Origin of the sequence: Bradyrhizobium hipponense, assembly GCF_008123965.1 — a bacterium.
Taxonomy (GTDB): Bacteria; Pseudomonadota; Alphaproteobacteria; order Rhizobiales; family Xanthobacteraceae; genus Bradyrhizobium; species Bradyrhizobium hipponense.
Map to the genome: position 1 here is coordinate 1 of NZ_VSTH01000132.1, position 18,537 is coordinate 18,537.

General features: G+C 64.1%; 17 protein-coding genes. All 17 read right to left on the bottom strand.

Features of this window, described 5'->3' with window-relative positions:
• Nucleotides 1-461: 461 nt before the first annotated feature.
• Nucleotides 462-1,529 carry an ABC transporter ATP-binding protein gene (locus FXV83_RS32340; protein ID WP_148743633.1) on the bottom strand — a complete coding sequence of 356 codons (1,068 nt, stop codon included), beginning with the start codon at nucleotides 1,527-1,529 and terminating at the stop codon, nucleotides 462-464.
• Entirely contained in the window at nucleotides 1,522-2,502 is a 981-nt protein-coding gene (locus FXV83_RS32345) for an ABC transporter ATP-binding protein (RefSeq protein ID WP_148743634.1), read from the bottom strand. The genes FXV83_RS32340 and FXV83_RS32345 overlap by 8 nt, the downstream gene beginning before the upstream one ends.
• Nucleotides 2,499-3,320: an ABC transporter permease gene (locus tag FXV83_RS32350; RefSeq protein WP_148743635.1), complete on the bottom strand. Its 822-nt coding sequence runs from the start codon at nucleotides 3,318-3,320 to the stop codon at nucleotides 2,499-2,501. The genes FXV83_RS32345 and FXV83_RS32350 overlap by 4 nt, the downstream gene beginning before the upstream one ends.
• Nucleotides 3,317-4,240 (bottom strand): ABC transporter permease, encoded by a 924-nt coding sequence (locus FXV83_RS32355; protein WP_148743676.1) that lies wholly within the window; start codon nucleotides 4,238-4,240, stop codon nucleotides 3,317-3,319. Before FXV83_RS32355 ends, FXV83_RS32350 begins: the two co-directional genes overlap by 4 nt.
• Nucleotides 4,241-4,300: 60 nt before the next feature.
• Nucleotides 4,301-5,890, bottom strand: a complete 1,590-nt coding sequence (locus FXV83_RS32360; RefSeq protein ID WP_148743636.1) for an ABC transporter substrate-binding protein — start codon at nucleotides 5,888-5,890, stop codon at nucleotides 4,301-4,303.
• A 331-nt stretch (nucleotides 5,891-6,221) separates the two neighbouring features.
• The gene (gene mtnK / locus FXV83_RS32365) at nucleotides 6,222-7,514 is read right to left on the bottom strand and encodes an S-methyl-5-thioribose kinase (RefSeq protein ID WP_148743637.1); all 1,293 of its coding nucleotides are present in this window, start codon (nucleotides 7,512-7,514) and stop codon (nucleotides 6,222-6,224) included.
• A gap of 243 nt (nucleotides 7,515-7,757) precedes the next feature.
• A complete protein-coding gene (locus tag FXV83_RS32370; protein ID WP_148743638.1) occupies nucleotides 7,758-8,033 on the bottom strand; it encodes a DUF1467 family protein in 276 nt (91 codons plus the stop codon).
• A gap of 9 nt (nucleotides 8,034-8,042) precedes the next feature.
• Nucleotides 8,043-8,447: a methylmalonyl-CoA epimerase gene (gene mce / locus FXV83_RS32375; protein ID WP_148743639.1), complete on the bottom strand. Its 405-nt coding sequence runs from the start codon at nucleotides 8,445-8,447 to the stop codon at nucleotides 8,043-8,045.
• Nucleotides 8,448-8,459: 12 nt separating this feature from the next.
• Entirely contained in the window at nucleotides 8,460-10,130 is a 1,671-nt protein-coding gene (locus FXV83_RS32380) for a ribonuclease J (protein ID WP_148743640.1), read from the bottom strand.
• On the bottom strand, nucleotides 10,130-10,936 hold the full coding sequence (locus FXV83_RS32385; protein WP_148743641.1) for a biotin--[acetyl-CoA-carboxylase] ligase: 807 nt from the start codon (nucleotides 10,934-10,936) through the stop codon (nucleotides 10,130-10,132). The genes FXV83_RS32380 and FXV83_RS32385 overlap by 1 nt, the downstream gene beginning before the upstream one ends.
• Nucleotide 10,937: 1 nt before the next feature.
• Nucleotides 10,938-12,374: an NADH-quinone oxidoreductase subunit NuoN gene (gene nuoN / locus FXV83_RS32390; protein WP_148743642.1), complete on the bottom strand. Its 1,437-nt coding sequence runs from the start codon at nucleotides 12,372-12,374 to the stop codon at nucleotides 10,938-10,940.
• Between the two features lie 22 nt (nucleotides 12,375-12,396).
• Nucleotides 12,397-13,905, bottom strand: coding sequence for an NADH-quinone oxidoreductase subunit M (locus FXV83_RS32395; RefSeq protein ID WP_148743643.1), 1,509 nt, complete (start codon nucleotides 13,903-13,905; stop codon nucleotides 12,397-12,399).
• Nucleotides 13,906-16,005, bottom strand: a complete 2,100-nt coding sequence (gene nuoL, locus FXV83_RS32400) for an NADH-quinone oxidoreductase subunit L (RefSeq protein ID WP_148743644.1) — start codon at nucleotides 16,003-16,005, stop codon at nucleotides 13,906-13,908.
• A 7-nt stretch (nucleotides 16,006-16,012) separates the two neighbouring features.
• Nucleotides 16,013-16,321 (bottom strand): NADH-quinone oxidoreductase subunit NuoK, encoded by a 309-nt coding sequence (gene nuoK, locus FXV83_RS32405; protein WP_092028826.1) that lies wholly within the window; start codon nucleotides 16,319-16,321, stop codon nucleotides 16,013-16,015.
• A complete protein-coding gene (locus FXV83_RS32410) occupies nucleotides 16,318-16,956 on the bottom strand; it encodes an NADH-quinone oxidoreductase subunit J (protein WP_148743645.1) in 639 nt (212 codons plus the stop codon). The genes nuoK and FXV83_RS32410 overlap by 4 nt, the downstream gene beginning before the upstream one ends.
• Before the next feature lie 9 nt (nucleotides 16,957-16,965).
• On the bottom strand, nucleotides 16,966-17,460 hold the full coding sequence (nuoI, locus tag FXV83_RS32415) for an NADH-quinone oxidoreductase subunit NuoI (protein ID WP_014494864.1): 495 nt from the start codon (nucleotides 17,458-17,460) through the stop codon (nucleotides 16,966-16,968).
• 8 nt (nucleotides 17,461-17,468) lie between these two features.
• Nucleotides 17,469-18,536 carry an NADH-quinone oxidoreductase subunit NuoH gene (gene nuoH, locus FXV83_RS32420; RefSeq protein ID WP_148743646.1) on the bottom strand — a complete coding sequence of 356 codons (1,068 nt, stop codon included), beginning with the start codon at nucleotides 18,534-18,536 and terminating at the stop codon, nucleotides 17,469-17,471.
• Nucleotide 18,537 lies beyond the last annotated feature (1 nt).

The window sequence follows — 18,537 nt, forward strand, 5'->3', positions numbered from 1 at the left end:
CCCATAGGATCTGAGGTGCGGGGCAGGCGATGCGAACGCATCGCCTGCGGAGCCTCGAAGGATGAACGGCCGAGTTGCAGCCGGGCCGTCACCCTTCGAGGGGCCGCTGAAGAAGCGGCCACCTCAGGGTGACGGTGATGAAGCGGAGTGAGCCAGCCACCTCGTCATTGCGAGCGCAGCGAAGCAATCAAGAATCCCTCCGCGGAAAGACTCTGGATTGCTTCGCTGCGCTCGCAATGACGATGTGGAGACAGGAGGGCAATCCAGGACCACGTCTGGACTCCGCTAAAGTCGGCAGCCGGCTTTCAATACGGAGCTGTCGGAATTTGAGTTTCTGCTACCGAACAAGAAGCTGAGTTAGTCATATTTGGCGTTCTCTTGTCATTGTATCGAAGGGAATTCTCATGCTGGATTGGAAAAAATGCTGCGTTCATGACCCACAACGGACACGCCCTCCGTCCCTAAAGATACCCGTCCTCGGTCGCGGCCAAGACCACCTCCCCCGCGATCTCGTCAGCGCGCCAGCACCTCACCGCGTGCCCGTCCGCTCGCGTTTCCAGCACCGGCCCTGGCTCCCGGCGACACACGTCCCCGGCATAACGACAGCGTGGGCTGAACGCGCATCCGTCCGGCGGGTTGAGCGGGTTGGGAAGATCGCCCCCTGTCGTCGCCAGCGGTGCCCGGCGCAGCGGATCGGGGATGGCGGCGATCAGGGTCTGGGTATACGGGTGCGCCGGCCGCTCGAAGATTTCGCGCCAGTCGCCGGCCTCCACGATGCGGCCGAGATACATGACGGCCACCCTGTCGCTCATGTGTTCGACGACGCCGAGGTCGTGGCTGATCATGATGTAGGAGAGGCCGAGCGTTTCCTTCAATTCCAGCAGCAGATTGATGATCTGCGCGCGGATCGAGACGTCCAGCGCCGAGACCGGCTCGTCGCAGATGACGATTTTGGGATTGAGGATCAACGCGCGGGCAATGCCGATGCGCTGGCGCTGGCCGCCCGAGAATTCATGCGGGTAGCGGCCCGACTGCTCGGGCCGCAGGCCCACATGCCGCAGCATCGTCGCAACGCGGTCCTCGATCTCGCTTGCGGCGGTGACGCCATGCACACGCAGGGGATCCTCGAGCGTGCGACGCACGGTCTGGCGCGGATTGAGCGAGGCGTAGGGATCCTGAAACACCATTTGCACGATGCGGGCCAGCGTCTTTCGATCGCCGGATTGCCCGCCCGTCACTACCTGCCCGTCCAACACGATGCGGCCGCGCGTCGGCATCAGCAGACCAAGCAGCGACAGTGCGACCGTCGACTTGCCGGAGCCGGATTCGCCGACTAGGCCGAGGCACTCGCCGCGCTTGAGCTCGAGATCGACGCCATCGACGGCACGGAGCAGCCGCCGGCCGCGGCCCAGCAAGCCGCCACCCACAGGAAAATGAACCGCGAGATCCTCGACGCTGAGAATGACATCGTCGTCCGGCCTCCCCTTGGCCGCCCTGTCCTTACCCGGCATGTTCTGGGGTTCATGCATGGTGATGACACCTGACCAGACCGCCGGCTCCCAGCCATGTCGTCTCCGGCGCGGTGGTCCGGCAAATATCGGTCGCATGCGCGCAACGCGGATTGAACCGGCAACCGGCCGGGAAATCCGTGATCGCCGGCACCACGCCCGCGATCTCCGTGAGCCGGGTGCGTCCAAGTGCCGCCCTGCTCCCCAGCCGCGGCAGCGAATCGACGAGCCCTTGCGTGTAGGGGTGCGAGGGCGCCCGGAAGATATCGGCCGAGCCGCGCTCCTCGACAATGCGGCCAGCATACATCACGGCGACACGGCGGCAGACATTGGCGACCAGGCCGAGATCGTGGCTGATCATCAGAACAGCTGTTCCTCGCTCGGCGCATAAATTCCGCATCAGCTCGATGATCTCGGCCTGCACGGTCACGTCGAGCGCGGTGGTCGGCTCGTCCGCGATCAGAAGATCCGGACCGCATGCGAGTGCGATGGCGATCATCACGCGTTGACGCATGCCGCCCGACAGCTGGTGCGGGTAATCCTTGACGCGCCGCTCGGGTGCGGGGACGCGGACGCTGGCCAGCGCCTCGACCGCCATCTCGTCGGCTTCCCGCCAGCTTTTTCCCTTGTGCAGCACGAACATCTCGGCAATCTGCCGGCCCACGGGAGAGACCGGGTTCAGCGCCGTCATCGGCTCCTGAAAGATCATGGCAATGCGATCGCCGCGCAGCGCCCGCTGCCTGGCGGCTGGAAGGTTCTGGATCTCCCGCCCCTCGAATCGGATGGTGCCGCCGCCGATCGACAACGGCTGCCGCAACAGGCCGATTAGAGCGAGCGCCGTAATGCTCTTGCCGCAGCCGGATTCGCCGACCAGGCCGAACGTCTCGCCGCGATCGATCCGGAACGAAACGCCCTCGACAGCGGCAACCCGGCGTGATCCGTGGTTGAGATCGATGCGCAGGTCCTCGACTTCGATCAGCGGCGAGCCCGTCATATGCGCCGGCTCCGCGATTGTGGATCGAGAATGTCACGCAGTCCATCGCCGAGCAGATTGAGACCGAGCACCGTCAGGAAGATGGCGAGGCCAGGAAAAACCGAGAGCCACGGCGCCGTCGTGATCTGCTCGCGCGCCTCCGACAGCATGCTGCCCCAGCTTGGAAAAGGCGGGCGAACGCCGAGGCCGAGGAACGAAAGCGCGGCCTCGGACAAGACCGCGCTGCCCATGCCCAGCGTGCCGATGACGATGATGGGGCCTAGCATGTTCGGCAGCAGCTGCGAGATCATGATACGCAAATCACCGTAGCCCAGCACTCTTGCGGCCTGCACATAGCCTTGGCTCCTAAGCGAAAGCGCCGATGCCCGTGCTAGCCGGCACGTGAACGACCAATTGGTCAATCCGAGCGCTATCAGAAGGCTGGTCAGGCCCGGCCCAAGCACCGCCATGATGGCGAGCGCGAAGATCAGCGAGGGGATCGCGAGCATGAGATTGGTCAGCCCGTTGACGAAATCGTCCCACCAGCCGCCCCAATAGCCGGCGCTCAGGCCCAACGCTACGCCGATGACGCTATTGATGAGCTGCGAGACGATGCCGACCGTCAGCGAGATGCGCGCGCCGTAGACGACGCGGGAATAGATGTCACGGCCCTGCGCGTCGGTGCCGAACCACCAGGTCCAGCTCGGGGCCTCCTCTGCATTCATCAGGTTGGCGTCCAGGACGGGATCCGTGTGCGCCAGCCAGGGCGCGAGCAGGCCGACGACAATCGCAAGCGCGAACAAGGCACCGCCGATGATGAGATTGGCTCTCAGCTTCATGCGTATCTGATCCTGGGATCGATCACGCCGTAGAGCAGGTCAATCAGCAGGTTGATCGCGAGAAAGAACAGCACCACCACCAGAATGGAGCCCTGGACGGCCGGAATGTCGCGCTGCAGGACACTGTCGACGAGCAGCGAGCCGATGCCCGGCCACGAGAACAATTTCTCGACGACGACCGCCTGTCCCATCAACGCGCCGAATTGCAGGCCGATTGTCGTGAGAATCAGCACAGCCGCGTTGCGCATCACGTGCCACTTCACGACCCGGGTCTCGCTCATGCCCTTCGAGCGCGCAGTGCGGACGAAATCGGCGGTCATGATCTCGAGGACCGCGGCGCGCGTCGTCCGGGCCAGCAGCGCCATCGGCGAGACGCCGAGGGTCACGGCCGGCAGGATCAGATATTTGCCTCCCCCATCGCCGTAGCCAAAACTCGGCAGCCAGCCGAGCTTCAACGCGAACAGGTACATCAACAGCAGTCCGAGCCAGAACTTGGCCATTGAAAGGCCCGACACCGCCAAGACCATCGAGGCCGTATCGACGATGCTGCCCGGCCGCAATGCAGCGACGAAGCCGAGCGGCACGCCGACCACAATCGCAAACGCCATGGCGGCGAATATCAGTTGCAGCGTTGGCCAGGTCCGTTTGGCGATCATGGCCGTGACCGGCTCGCGCGTGCGGAACGAGGTGCCGAAATCACCGGTCGCGAGCTTGGCGATGTAGGAGCCGAAGCGGACGTAGACGGGTTCGTCGAGGCCGAGCTGCTTCTTCATACGCGCCTCGACCTGCGGATCGACATCGTCGCTCATGGTCGATGCGATGCTGCCGGGAACGACGCCGAACAGCACGAACACCAGCAGCACGACAGCGAGCACGGTCGGAATGGTCTGCAGGATACGGCGGATCAGGAAGGAGAGCATCGGCATCGTTCCTCTCTCCCTCCATCGTTTGCCACGATGGAGGGAGCGCGAGAGCGCGTGTCACTTCGCGGGCGAGGTTTCGTCGACCCAGAGGTCTTCGACGTTCTGGTGGGTCAGTTCCGTCGCGTTCAACTGAATCCCCTTGAGCCACGGCTGCACCGCCATGACCGCCTTGTTGTAGTTGAAGAACCAGACCGGCGCCTCCTCGTAAAGCAGGGCATTGGCCTTTTGCAGCAGCTGGCCGCGCTTGGCGGCATCGTCGGCCTGCCCGGCCTCATCGACCAGCTTGTCGAACTCGGCATTTTTGAAGTTCATGTAGTTGCAGGCCGATGGCGGCGTCGAGGAGTGGAAGCATTTCAGCGCCGCCTGGGGATCCGGGCCGCTCGCCTGGGAATAGACGAAGGCCTGGTAGTCGCCGGTGCGAACTACCTCCGCCAGCACGGCTGTCTCGACCTGCTTGACCTTTGCCTTGATGCCCACCCTGTCCAGCATCGGGATCACGGCCGTGACGATCGGCAGGCCCCAGCTTTCATTCTGGCTCGTCGTCCATTCGAATTCGAAGCCGGTGGGATAGCCGGCGTCCGCGAGCAACTGCTTGGCCTTGGCGGGATCGAAGGCGTAAGGCTTCATGGTCTTGTCGTAGAGCGGAGAGGTCAGCGGCAGCCAGCTGGTGGCGCGATAGGCCTTACCCTTGACCAATTTGTTGATGATCAAATCGGTATCGATGGCATAGTTGATCGCCTGCCGGACGCGCTTGTCGGCGAACGGCTTGAAAGCGGGATTCATCCCCATGTAGCGCGTGAAGACCTCGGCGACCTCGACGATGGTGCCCTTGAGGTCGGCGTCGGCCTGATAGGCGACATACTGCGCCGGCCCCAGCACCGAGGTGTCGATCTCCTTGTTGCGGAAGGCGACATCGCGTGCCGCGGCTTCGCCCATGACCGACACGATGAGCTTGTCGGCGTAGGGCTTGCCGGGCTTGTAGAACCGGTCCCACCGCTCCAGGACGATGCGCGATCCCGGCACGTGCTCGACGAATTTGAAGGGCCCAAGGCCGATCGGCTTCTGGATGAAGCTCTCCTTTGCGGCCTCGTCGGCGGGATAGATCGACGTCAGGGCGTTCCAGAAATAGAAACCCGGATCGACCTTCTCGGTCAGCTTCATTTCGAGCGTGAAGTCATCGATTTTCTTCAGGCCGGAAATTTCCTTGGCCTGGCCCTTCTCGACCGCGGCCGCGCCCTCGATGATGCGGACATAGCGCGCGCCGGGATAGGCCTTGGTGCCGTCCATGATGCGGTTGTAGGACCAGATGATGTCGTCGGCCGTCATCTTGCGGCCATTGTGGAAGTAAGCGTCGTCGCGCAGCTTGAAGGTGTGAACGAGACCTCCGCCCGAGACCAAAACCTCCTTGGCAAGCTCCAGAACCGGCTTGCCCTGAGCGGAGTCCCAAATGTAGAGCGACCGATGCAGACCCTTGGCGTAGATCTCGTCCTGGGCGCGCTGGGTCGTATGAATGTCCAAACTTGTGAAACTTGAACCATAAGGCGCCGTCATCCGGATGGTTCCACCCTTGCGCGGCGTCTGGGCCTCCGCCGTAGCCGCGAGCGCCAGCCCCAACCCAGCGACGATCGCCATCATCCTGAACATCATGGTCCCTCCGACAATGCAGGCATGTTCCGATTTGGCGAGTTGACCATTCGTAGTGTGTCGAATGCAAGCACCTTCAATGCCAGGGCTATCGCATATGAAGGTCCGCAAGAGGTCGTCATGCCCGGGCTTGTCCCGGGCATCAACGTTCTTTGGGCTGCGCGGCAAGGCGTGGATGGCCGGGACGAGCCCGGCCATGACGCTGTGGAGACCGTCGGTTTCCCTTGCGCACACTTCATAGGCGATCTCTGCTTTGAGCGATATGCGATCTCCTTTGAGCGGGTGACGTATGCGAGAGCAGCGCTCGGGCTCCGCCGATTTGTGAGAACGCCTGCTAGCCAGTCGCGAACTCCGGCTGCCAGTCTCGCAATCTTCGCGCTGCACCGGTGACGTCGGCGATGGCGGGAAACGCCCCCGCCTCTACCATCATCGCCCGCGCCAGCCTCACGGCGCGGGCCTCGCAGGCCGCTCGCCTCCGCGGGTCCTCGATCAGCTCGAAATCGATGTTGTGGGCGAGGCCGAAGATGCGGCGGATGGTCTTGGCGGCGGCGAAGCCGACGGTGTCGGCGAACAGGCGCTGCATGTAGGCGTGGCGTTCGGCCTCCAGCCGCGCGGCGCCCTTCTCGCCGGCGAAGAGCGCGGCAGGATAGGCGTCACCGGTGGCTCCAGCACGCCACAGATCGAGGAACTTGCGCGCGAACTCGTTCCATACCGTTTCCACGGTCTCCAGCACCCAGCCCTCGAACGCGTGCCGCTCGCCCGGCGAGCGCTCGTGGCCGCTTGACGCGAAATAGGCCATCAGCAGATTGGCCAGCACCGCGCCGACGTCGAACCCCATCGGGCCGTAGAACGCGAATTCGGGATCGATCACCCGCGTCTGGCTCTCCGTCACCATGATCGAGCCGGTGTGGAGATCGCCATGGATCAGCGCCTCCGGGCTCGCCATGAATTTCAGCTTCAGCCGGGAGACCGCGACATGCAGGTCCATGTCATCGCGCAGGCTTGCGGCGAGCGCGTCGAGGTACGGCGCGGTCCAGCGGTTCTGCTCGGCGATGCGGTAGGGATCGGTGAAGATCAGATCCTCCGTGATCTTGCACAGCGCATGGTTGCCGGCGAAGGCGGCGATGGCTTTCTTCTTCTCGGCGGCAGAGAGCGCGAGGTCGGAGGTGAGGAACAGCGTCCCCGCCATGAAGGTGGTGATGTCACTGGCGAAGCGCGGATATTGAGTGCCCGCGACCAGCCCCTTGCGCATGATGATGTGGGGCTCCAGCAGCTCCATCACCGTCAGCGCCAGCGCCTCATTGTGATGCAGCAGCGCCGGCACGAGGCCGGATGCGAGCTCGGCCTGCTTGGAGAGGGCCAGATACTCGTAATGGGCGCGCGACAGCGGCAACGGCCAGCTCTCGCCGACCAGACGGACATAGGGCAGCGCCTGCTTCACGGCGACGCCGCCGCTGGCGCCCTTGACGATGAAGACGAGGTTCAGATTGCCGTCGCCGACCTCGGTGATCGACCAGGACGCCGGCTCACTGCCGAGCGTTGCCGCCAGCCCCAAGATGCCCGCGAGATAATCCCGCAAGGCCGCCTCATGCAAGATCCGATAGTCCCCCGCCCGCTCCTCGGCCATGTCGATCCCATCCCATGCTTGGCATGGCCGGACCGTTACTCTCGCTCCAGGAAGCTCGAGCCGATCTCGGCCTTTCTTTTGATCGGATCGTAATCACAATAGACGCTGTCCGCCACCAGCGTGTAGCTGGCGCTGACAGTGTATTTATCTGGCTTGACCGAATTGAGCCCGATGACCGAGGTGTGCGTGCGCTCGCAATGACGAGCTTGGTCAAGAGTCTTCGTCTCTCGTCGGCTCGCACCTCTAGAACGGCATCCCCATCAATTTCGACAAGCGTTCGACCGACAGATAGCCGGCCTGGTAGGCGATCATGCCGAGGCCATAGACGACCGCGGAGATGATCGTGGTCCAGATCAGCTTGCTTCTCATCCGCGTCAGGATGGGCGCGCCGGGATCTGTGCCGGGCGCTCCGACGCCATCCTCATGCTGGCTGCGCACGCCGAACGGCAGTGTCAGGAACAACGCGACCCACCAGATGACGAAGTAGATCGCGAGCGCGGTTGATATCTGGACGGCCATGGTTCGGCCCTACGCCTGCTCGATTTCGACGAGGGCGCCGGAGAAGTCCTTGGGGTGCAGGAACAGCACCGGCTTGCCGTGCGCGCCGATCTTCGGCACGCCGTCGCCGAGCACCCGCGCGCCCTCCTTCACCAGCGTGTCGCGCGAGGCGATGATGTCGACCACCTCGTAGCAGACATGGTGGATGCCGCCGTCGGCATTGCGCTCGAGGAACTTCGCGATCGGCGAGCCCTCGCCGAGCGGCTCGATGAACTCGATCTTGGTGTTGGGCAGCGTCGCGAACACGGTGGTGACGCCATGCTCGGGCAGCGCGACGGCCTCCGAGATCTGCACCCCGAAGGCCGTGCCGTAGATTTTCGCGGCCTTGACGGCGTCCTTGGTCGCGATCGCGACGTGGTTGAGCCGGCCCAGCATGGTTCTCTCCCGTTAGACTGTCAGGACATGTACCAGACAGAGAGGCTTTTTGCCCCAATGTTCGTTGATGACGGCCCGCACCGTGCGGCGGACGGATTCCGCCAGCGCATCCGCATCGCGGCGGCGCGCCTTTGGCAGACCCTCGATGGTGGACATCACGGCATCGAAGACGAGCTCGTCAAAGGGCTCGCCCGCCCTGTTCTTCTCGGGGATGCCGACGAGATCGACCTCGGGATCGTCGGCCAACTCGCCCTGCTCGGTCATGGCAATGGCGACGAAAGCGCAGCCCGAGAACCCCATCCGGCGCCGCTCGACCACCGCGCGCGACTTGGAATCCTCCAGGATCGCGCCGTCCTTGTAGAGGCGGCCGGAGGGCACTTCACCAATGATGCCGGGATCGCCGGGGCCGAGCTTGATCAGGTCGCCGTTGCGCACCACCAGCACGCGCGGCACGCCGGCCGCCCGCGCGAGTTTTGCGTGCTCGTGCAGGTGCAGGGCCTCGCCATGGACGGGGATCAGGAGCTGCGGGCGCACCCAGGCGATCATGTCGCGCAACTCGTCGCGGCGGGGGTGGCCGGAGACGTGGACCAGATGGGTGCGGTCGGTGATGACCTCGACGCCCTGGAGGATCAGATTGTTGATGATCGAGCCGACGGCCTTCTCGTTGCCGGGAATGGTGCGCGAGGAGAAGATGACGCTGTCGCCGCGGTTGAGCGTGATCTCGGGATGGTCGTCATTGGCGATGCGCGCCAGTGCCGCGCGGGCCTCGCCCTGGCTGCCGGTGCAGAGCGCCAGCACCTTGTCCTGCGGCAGGTGGCCGTAGATGTCGGTCGAGCGGAAACTCTGCACGCCGTCGAGATAGCCGGTCTCGCGCGCGACCTGTGACACGCGCTCCATGGCGCGGCCGACCACGACGACCTCGCGATCGGCGGCCTTGGCGGCATCGGCAACCGCCTTGATGCGGGCGACGTTGGAGGCAAAGGTCGTGACCGCGACGCGTCCCTTGGCGGCCTTGACCAGCTCGATGATGGTCTTGGCGACCTCGGCTTCCGAGGGCGAGCGGCCGTCGCGCACCGCGTTCGTGGAATCGCCGATCAGGGCGAGCACGCCCTGGTCGCCGAGCTCGCGAAGCCGCTTTTCGTCGGTCGGGCGGCCGATGATCGGGGTCGGGTCGATCTTCCAGTCGCCGGTGTGCAGCACCGTGCCGACCTCGGTGTGGATCGCCAGCGCATGCGATTCCGGAATCGAATGCGCGACCGGGATGAACTCGACGTTGAACGGGCCGATATCGACGCGCCCGCCCGAGGGCACCACCGTCACCGGGATCTTCGGCGCGTTGCGCTCGGCGGCGCATTTGGCCTCGAACAGCGCGGCGCTGAACTGCGTCGCATAGATCGGGCATTTCAGCTTCGGCCAGAGATCGATGATGGCGCCAAAATGGTCCTCATGGGCATGGGTCAGCACCAGCCCCATCAGGTTCTTGCGCTCCTTCTCCAGGAAGCTGATGTCGGGCATGATCAGATCGATGCCCGGCAGGTGCTCCTCGTCGCCGAAGGAGACGCCGAGATCGATCGCCAGCCAGGCGCGCTGCTGGCGGCTGCCGAGGCCGTAGATCGACAGGTTCATGCCGATCTCGCCGACGCCGCCGAGCGGCGCAAAGACCAATTCGTCAGATTTCGCCATCACGCAGCTCCCACGGAGGCGGCCGAGCCGAAGAAAACCTCGCCGGCCGCCACCGGCAGGCGTCGGCCGTCAGTGGTGCGGACGATCAGGCAACCGGCGTCGTCGATCGTGTCAAAAATGCCTTCCAGCGTCGTCGCTCCCGTATTGATCGCGACCCGCTCGCCAAGGCCGGCGGCACGCTCCAGCCACAGCTTGCGGATCTCGGCAAAGCCGCGACCATTGTCCCAGATACCGCGGAACTCCACCCAGGCGTCCGACAGCGCTGCAAACAGCTCTTCCGCGCTGATCTGGACGCCGAGGGCGGCCAGCGACACGGCCGGGGTCGGTGTGCCCTCTGGCGCCGCCACGACATTGGTGCCGATGCCGACGACCACGGCAAGGCGGTCGCCGACGGCTTCGGCTTCCAGCCCGATGCCGACCAGCTTCTTGCCGTTCGCAAGAACGTCATTCGGCCACTTCAGGGCGTATCTGGGCCTGTCAGGACCGAGTCGCAGCGCGGCCTCGAGGCTGACCTTCTGCAGCGCGGCTTCTTCCGCGAGCCCCGCCGCAAAACCGATCGTGGCGGCAACCGCGGGGGCGACGTCGACGACCTCGAGCACACTGGCCGCCAGATTGCCGCGCGGCGCGATCCAGGGGCGCTGGCGCCGACCGCGCCCGGCGGTCTGCTCGGACGTCACGAACCAAGTCGGGCCGCGTTCGCCGGCGCGAGCGCTTGCGATCGCCTCGGTGTTGGTCGAGCCGGTCCGCTCGAAGGCTGCGAGCTTGTAGCCCGCCGACGCTGCGCGAGGACCTAGCGCGAACCCCATCCTAAAACAGCGACTTTGCCGCGGCGGATGCGACGCTCACCACCGGGCCCGCGAACAGCGCGAAGAGAATGTTGAACAGGCCCGCGACCGCCAGCACCGTCTTCACTTCGATGCGCACGGGATCGACCTGGCCGGCCGGCTCGTCGAAATACATCGTCTTGATGATGCTGAGATAGTAGTAGGCGCCGACCACGCTGGTCAGAACGCCGATCACCGCCAGCGTGAACAAATTGGCCTTGATCGCCGCGACGAAGACGTACCATTTGGCGAAGAAGCCGGCGAGCGGCGGGATGCCGGCGAGCGAGAACAGCAGCATCGCGAACATGAAGGCGAGCAGCGGATTGGTCCGCGACAGGCCGGCGAAATCGCTGATCTGCTCGACGGCCTGGCCGTTGCGGCGCATGGCAAGGATGATCGAGAACGAACCGAGCGTCATCGCGACGTAGATCACGATGTACATCAAGACGCCCTGCGCGCCCTCGACGGTGCCGGCGGCGAGCCCGACCAGGGCAAAGCCCATATGGCCGATCGAGGAATAGGCCATCAGGCGCTTGATGTTGCTCTGGCCGATCGCGGCGAAGGAGCCCAGCGCCATCGAGGCGATCGCCACGAACACCAGGATCTGCTGCCACTGCGAAAGGATGCCGGGGAATGCGGTGAGCGTGACGCGGGTGAAGACCGCGAGCGCAGCGACCTTCGGCGCCGAGGCGAAGAAGGCGGTCACCGGCGTCGGCGCGCCCTCGTAGACGTCGGGCGTCCACATGTGGAACGGCACCGCCGAGACCTTGAAGCAGAGGCCCGCGAGCAGGAAGACAAGGCCAAACACCAGGCCGACATTCGAGACCGTCGCGGCCGCCGCGATGCCGCTGAAGCTGACCGTGCCGGTGAAGCCGTAAATCAGCGAGGCACCGTAGAGCAGCATGCCCGAGGACAGCGCGCCGAGGACGAAATACTTCAGGCCGGCTTCGGTCGACTTGGCGTTGTCGCGGTTCGAGGCCGCCACGACGTAGAGTGCGAGCGACATCAGCTCGAGGCCGAGATAGAGCGAAATCAAATCGCCGGCCGAGATCAGCACCATCATGCCGAGCGTCGAGAGCAGCACCAGGATCGCGTATTCGAAGATGCGGCGCGACGGATCGGACAGGAATTCGGTCGAGAGGACCAGCGTCACCGCCGAGCCGATCAGGGCCAGGATCTTCATGAAGCGCGCAAAATCATCGACGATGAAGCTGCCGCCGAAGGTCACCTGCTTGCCCGCGGGCTGGAGGTACACGAGCACGCCGACCGCGACCAGGAGCAGGACCGAAAGCGAGGTGACCGTTTTGGTCGTCTCCTGCCCGCGATAGGCGCCCAGCATCAGCAGTGCCATGGCGCCGACCGCGAGCACGAGCTCGGGCAGCACCGGCGCCAGTTGATAACCTGCAGTCTCAAAGCTCATGGCGATATCCTGACCTGCCCGCTCACGGGAGCAGTGCGGCGGCCTTCACGGCCGTCACAGCGGTGTTGTAATTGTTGACGAGTTGCTGGACCGAGGCCGCCGACATGTCGAGCACCGGCTTCGGATAGATGCCGAACAGGATCGTCAGCGCGATCAGCGGAAACAGCGTCAGGCATTCCCGGAAGGTGAGATCCTTCATGCTCATCATCGAGGGCTTGACCAGCGCCCCGAACACGACCTTGCGGTAGAGCCAGAGCGCGTAGCAGGCCGACAGGATCACGCCGAAAGTGGCGAAGAACGCGGTCGGGATCGAGACCTTGAAGGTGCCGAGCAGCGTCATGAACTCGCCGACGAAGCCGCTGGTTCCGGGCAGGCCGACATTGGCCATGGTGAAGACCATGAAGGTCAGCGCGTATAGCGGCATCCGGTTGACGAGGCCGCCATAGGCCGCGATTTCGCGGGTGTGCATGCGGTCGTAGACGATGCCGACGCAGAGGAACAGCGCGCCGGAGACGATGCCGTGCGAGACCATCTGGAACACGCCGCCGGCGACGCCCTGCATGGTGCCGGCGAAGATGCCCATGGTGACGAAACCCATGTGCGCGACCGAGGAGTACGCAATCAGCTTCTTCATGTCGTCCTGCATCAAGGCCACCAGCGAGGTGTAGATGATGGCGATCGCCGAGAGCGTGAACACCAGCGGCGCGAAGTCATGCGAGGCCAAGGGGAACATCGGCAGCGAGAAGCGCAGGAAGCCGTAGCCGCCCATCTTCAACAGGATCGCGGCCAGCACCACCGAGCCCGCGGTTGGCGCCTCGACGTGCGCGTCGGGGAGCCAGGTGTGCACCGGCCACATCGGCATCTTCACCGCGAACGAGGCGAAGAAAGCGAGCCAGGCCCAGGTCTGCAAGCTGCGCGGCACGGCGGTGTGCATCAGGGTCGGGATGTCGGTGGTGCCGCCGTTCCAGTACAGCGCCATGATGGCGAGCAGCATCAGGACCGAGCCGAGCAGCGTGTAGAGGAAGAACTTGAAGGAGGCGTAGACCCGCCGCGGGCCGCCCCAGACCCCGATGATCAGGAACATCGGGATCAGGCCGCCTTCGAAGAACAGATAGAACAGCACGAGATCGAGCGCCGAGAAGGTGCCGATCATCAGCGTTTCCAGGATCAGGAACGCCATCATGTATTCCCGGACGCGGTTGGTGACCGCCTTCCAGCTCGCGATGATGCAGAACGGCATGATGGCGGTGGTCAGGATCAACAGCGGCAGCGAAATGCCGTCCACGCCCATGTGGTAGGTGATGCCGGTGGCGAGCCAGTTCGCCTTTTCGACGAACTGGAAATCGGCGTTGGACGGGTCGAAGCGCATCACCAGGATCACCGACACCGCGAAGGTGATCAGCGTGGTCCATAGCGCGATCCAGCGCGAATTGCGCCGGGCGGCCTCGTCATCGCCGCGGCTGAGATAGACGATCAGCGCACCGACCAGCGGCAGGAACGTCGTGACCGATAGGATGGGCCAGGTCGTCATTTACTGGCCTCCTAAGCCGAACATGAACCAGGTGATCAGGCCGGCGGCACCGATCAGCATGGCGAATGCGTAGTGATAGAGATAGCCGGTCTGGATCTTGACCACTTGGCGGGTGAGATCGAGCACGCGTGCCGAAACGCCGTCGGGACCGAGGCCGTCGATGATGAAACCGTCGCCCTTCTTCCAGAGCTGGTAGCCGATCCACTTCGCCGGGCGGACGAAGATGAAGTCGTAGAGCTCGTCGAAGTACCATTTGTTGAGCAGGAACTGGTACAGCATCGGCTGGGTCTTGGCGAGCTCGACCGGCAGATACGGCCGGCGGATATAGAACAGGTACGAGACGAGGAAGCCGAGTACCATCATCACCGTCGGCAGCAAGGCGATGGTCTCGGGGATGTGGTGCATCTCCTCGATGATATGCGGGTTCATCTTCACGGACTCGCGGAAGAACTCCTCGATGCCGTGGCCGGCGAACAGCTCCTTGAACGGGAAGCCGGCCATGATCGAGCCGACCGCGAGCACGCCGATCGGGACCAGCATCCAGACCGGAGCCTCGTGCGCCGCCTCATAGTGATGGTCGTCATGTGGCTCGCCATGGAAGGTCTTGAAGATCAGGCGCCAGGAGTAGAACGAGGTCAGGCCAGCGGCGACAACGGTCATCAGGAAGCCGTACATCGCGAACGGATTGTGCGCGGCGTAGGCTGACTCGATGATGGCGTCCTTGGAGAAATAGCCGGCCGTGAGCGGGAAGCCGGTGAGCGCGAGCGTGCCGACAACCATCACCGCATAGGTGTAGGGAATCTTGCGCCACAGGCCGCCCATGCTGCGGATGTCCTGCTCGTGATGCATCGCGTAGATCACCGAGCCGGAGCCCAAGAACAGCAGCGCCTTGAAGAAGGCGTGCGTGAACAGATGGAACATGCCGACCGAATAGGCCCCCGCCCCCATCGCCACGAACATGTAACCGAGCTGCGAACAGGTCGAATAGGCGACGATGCGCTTGATGTCGTTCTGGACGAGGCCGATGGTCGCGGCGAAGAACGCGGTGGTCGCGCCGAAGAACATCACGACGGCCTGGGCGTTCGGCGCCAGCTCGAACAACGGCGACAGCCGCGCCACCATGAACACGCCGGCGGTGACCATGGTCGCGGCATGGATCAGCGCCGAGACCGGGGTCGGGCCTTCCATCGCGTCCGGCAACCAGGTGTGCAGCAGGAACTGCGCCGACTTGCCCATCGCGCCCATGAACAGCAGCAGGCACGTCAAGGTCAGCGCGTCGGCGTGCCAGCCGAGGAAGTCGATCGTCTTGCCGGTGAGGCCGGGCGCGGCGTGGAAGATGGTCTCCAAATCGGTCGAGCCGGCCAGCATGAAGATCGCGAAGATGCCGAGCGCGAAGCCGAAATCGCCGACGCGGTTGACCACGAAGGCCTTGATCGCGGCCGCGTTCGCCGACGGCTTCTGGTACCAGAACCCGATCAAGAGGTAGCTGGCGAGACCCACGCCTTCCCAGCCGAAGAACAGCTGCACGAGGTTGTCGGCGGTCACCAGCATCAGCATGGCGAAGGTGAACAGCGAGAGATAACCGAAGAAACGTGGCCGGTACGGGTCCTGGTCCATGTAGCCGATGGAATAGAGGTGCACCAGCGAGGACACGGTGGTCACCACCACCAGCATCACGGCGGTGAGCGTGTCGACCCGCAGCGACCAGTAGACCTGGAGATCGCCGGAGAAGATCCACGGCAACAGCTGGATCCGGGCGTCGTGGTGCATGAAGCCGACATCGACCAGCGTCATCCAGGACAGCGCCGCCGACACGAACAGCAGCGCGGTGGTGATCAGCTCAGCCGCGCGCGAACCCTGCGCCGGCGGCTCCGAGACGTCGTGGTCGTCGTGCCCGTCGCCGGGCTCGTGGTGGGTCTCGTGGATGACGGACGCATCCTCGTTGATCGTATCGGACGCATGCGCCTGCGCGCCGCGACCGTGGTTGTCGTGATGCTCGACCGTGTCGCCTGAGGGGTTACGGGCATGCGCGCCGAACAGCGCGATCAAGCCAGCCAGAATGGCGCCCAGCAGAGGCAGAAAGACAATTGCCTGGACCATAGCCGGGTTAACCCTTCATCAGATTGACGTCCTCAACCGCGATCGAGCCGCGGTTGCGGAAATAGACCACCAGGATGGCGAGACCGATCGCGGCTTCCGCAGCCGCGACCGTCAGCACCAGAAGTGCGAAGACCTGGCCGACGATGTCGCCGAGGAAGGTCGAGAACGCCACGAGGTTGATGTTGACCGAGAGCAGGATCAGCTCGATCGACATCAGGATGACGATGATGTTCTTGCGGTTCAGGAAGATGCCGAGGATGCCGAGCGTGAACAGGATCGCGCCGACCGCCAGATAGTGCCCAAGCCCGACCGTCATTTCACCCACTCCGCCGCATCGGCATCCGAGAGCCCCTGCCCCGGCGCCACTTTGCGCATCGCCATCGCCATCTCGGGCGTGCGCGCGTTCTGAACGTTGATGTCCTGCCGCTTCACGCTCGCCTTGTGCCGTAGCGTCAGCACGATGGCGCCGATCATCGCAACCAGCAGCACCATGCCTGCGAGCTGGAAGTAGTGGATGTACTTCGTGTAGAGCACGAGCCCGAGCGCCTCGGTGTTGGAGACATTGGTCGGGATCGCCGCCGTGATGGTCTTGGCGACGCCGGGGTTGATGACCCAGAAGCCGACGGTGAGCAGCAGCTCGAACAGGAAGATGCCGCCGATCACCAGGCCAATCGGCAGGTATTCGATGAAGCCCTCGCGCAGCTCGAGGAAGTCGACGTCGAGCATCATGATCACGAACAGGAACAGCACCGCGACCGCGCCGACATAGACCACGATCAGGATCATCGCCAGAAATTCGGCGCCCATCAGCACGAACAGGCCGGAGGCGTTGACGAAGGCCAGGATCAGGTACAGCACGGAGTGCACGGGATTGCGCGAGACAATCACCATCACCGCCGAGGCGACGCAGACGCCGGCGAAGAGATAGAAGAACAGCGCGGGAAGGATCATGCTCTCATCTCACCGGTACGGCGCGTCGAGCTCGATCGCTTTGGCGATCTCGCGTTCCCAGCGGTCGCCGTTGGCGAGCAGCTTGGCCTTGTCATAGAACAGTTCCTCGCGGGTCTCGGTCGCGAACTCGAAGTTCGGACCTTCGACGATGGCGTCGACCGGGCATGCCTCCTGGCAGAGGCCGCAATAGATGCACTTCACCATGTCGATGTCGTAGCGAACGGTGCGGCGGGTGCCGTCGTTGCGGCGCGGGCCTGCCTCGATGGTGATGGCCTGCGCCGGGCAGATTGCTTCGCACAGCTTGCAGGCGATGCAACGCTCTTCGCCGTTCGGATAGCGGCGCAGCGCATGCTCGCCGCGGAAGCGCGGCGAGATCGGCCCCTTTTCGAACGGATAGTTCAGTGTCGGCTTCGGCTGGAAGAAATAGCGCATGGCGAGGAAGAACGCCGAGACGAATTCCGACAGAAGAAGCGAGCGTGCGGTGGCGTTGACGTTGATACCCATGACGGCCCTCACTTCGGCGCGATGCCGGCGAAATGCAGCACGCCCGCCACCACGATCACCATCGCCAGCGACAGCGGCAGGAATACCTTCCAACCGAGGCGCATCAGTTGATCGTAGCGGTAGCGCGGCACGATCGCCTTTGCCATCGCGAACAGGAAGAACATGAAGAACACTTTGAGCGAGAACCAGATGATCCCCGGCACCCAGTTGAAGGGCGGCAGGTCCACCGGCGGCAGCCAGCCTCCGAGGAACAGGATCGTGGCCATCGCGCACATCGTGACGATCGCGACATACTCGCCGAGCATGAATAGCAAGTACGGCGTCGAGCCGTACTCGACCATAAAGCCGGCGACCAGCTCGGACTCGGCTTCGACGAGATCGAACGGAGGCCGATTGGTCTCCGCCAGCGCCGAGACGTAGAACACCACGAACATCGGGAACAGCGGCCAGACGTACCAGTTCAGGATGGTGAGCTGCGGCAGCCCGATCAGGCTGGCAAGGCCGCGCGCATGCTGGGCCTCGACGACCGCCGACAGGTTCAGCGTGCCGGCGCAGAGCAGCACCGTGATGATGACGAAGCCGATCGAGACCTCATAGGACACCATCTGCGCTGCCGAGCGCAGTGCGGCCAGGAACGGGTATTTCGAGTTCGACGACCAGCCGGCCATGATGATGCCGTAGATCGACAGCGACGAGATCGCGAAGATGAAGAGGATGCCGACATTGATGTCGGAGATCACCCAGCCGAGATTGGTCGGGATCACCGCCCAGGCCGCGAGCGCGAGCACGCAGGACACCAGGGGTGCCAGCAGGAATACGCCCTTGTTGGCGCCGGACGGGATAATCGGCTCCTTCAGTACGAACTTGAGCAGGTCGGCGAAGGACTGGAACAGGCCCCAGGGGCCGACCACGTTCGGGCCGCGCCGGATCTGCACCGCCGCCCAGATCTTGCGGTCGGCGAGCAGGATGTAGGCGATCGCGACCAGCAGCACGACCAGCACCAGGACGCTCTGCGCGATCATGATGATCAGTGGCCAGAGGAAACCGGTCCAGAATGCGCTTTCGAAGAATTCCATC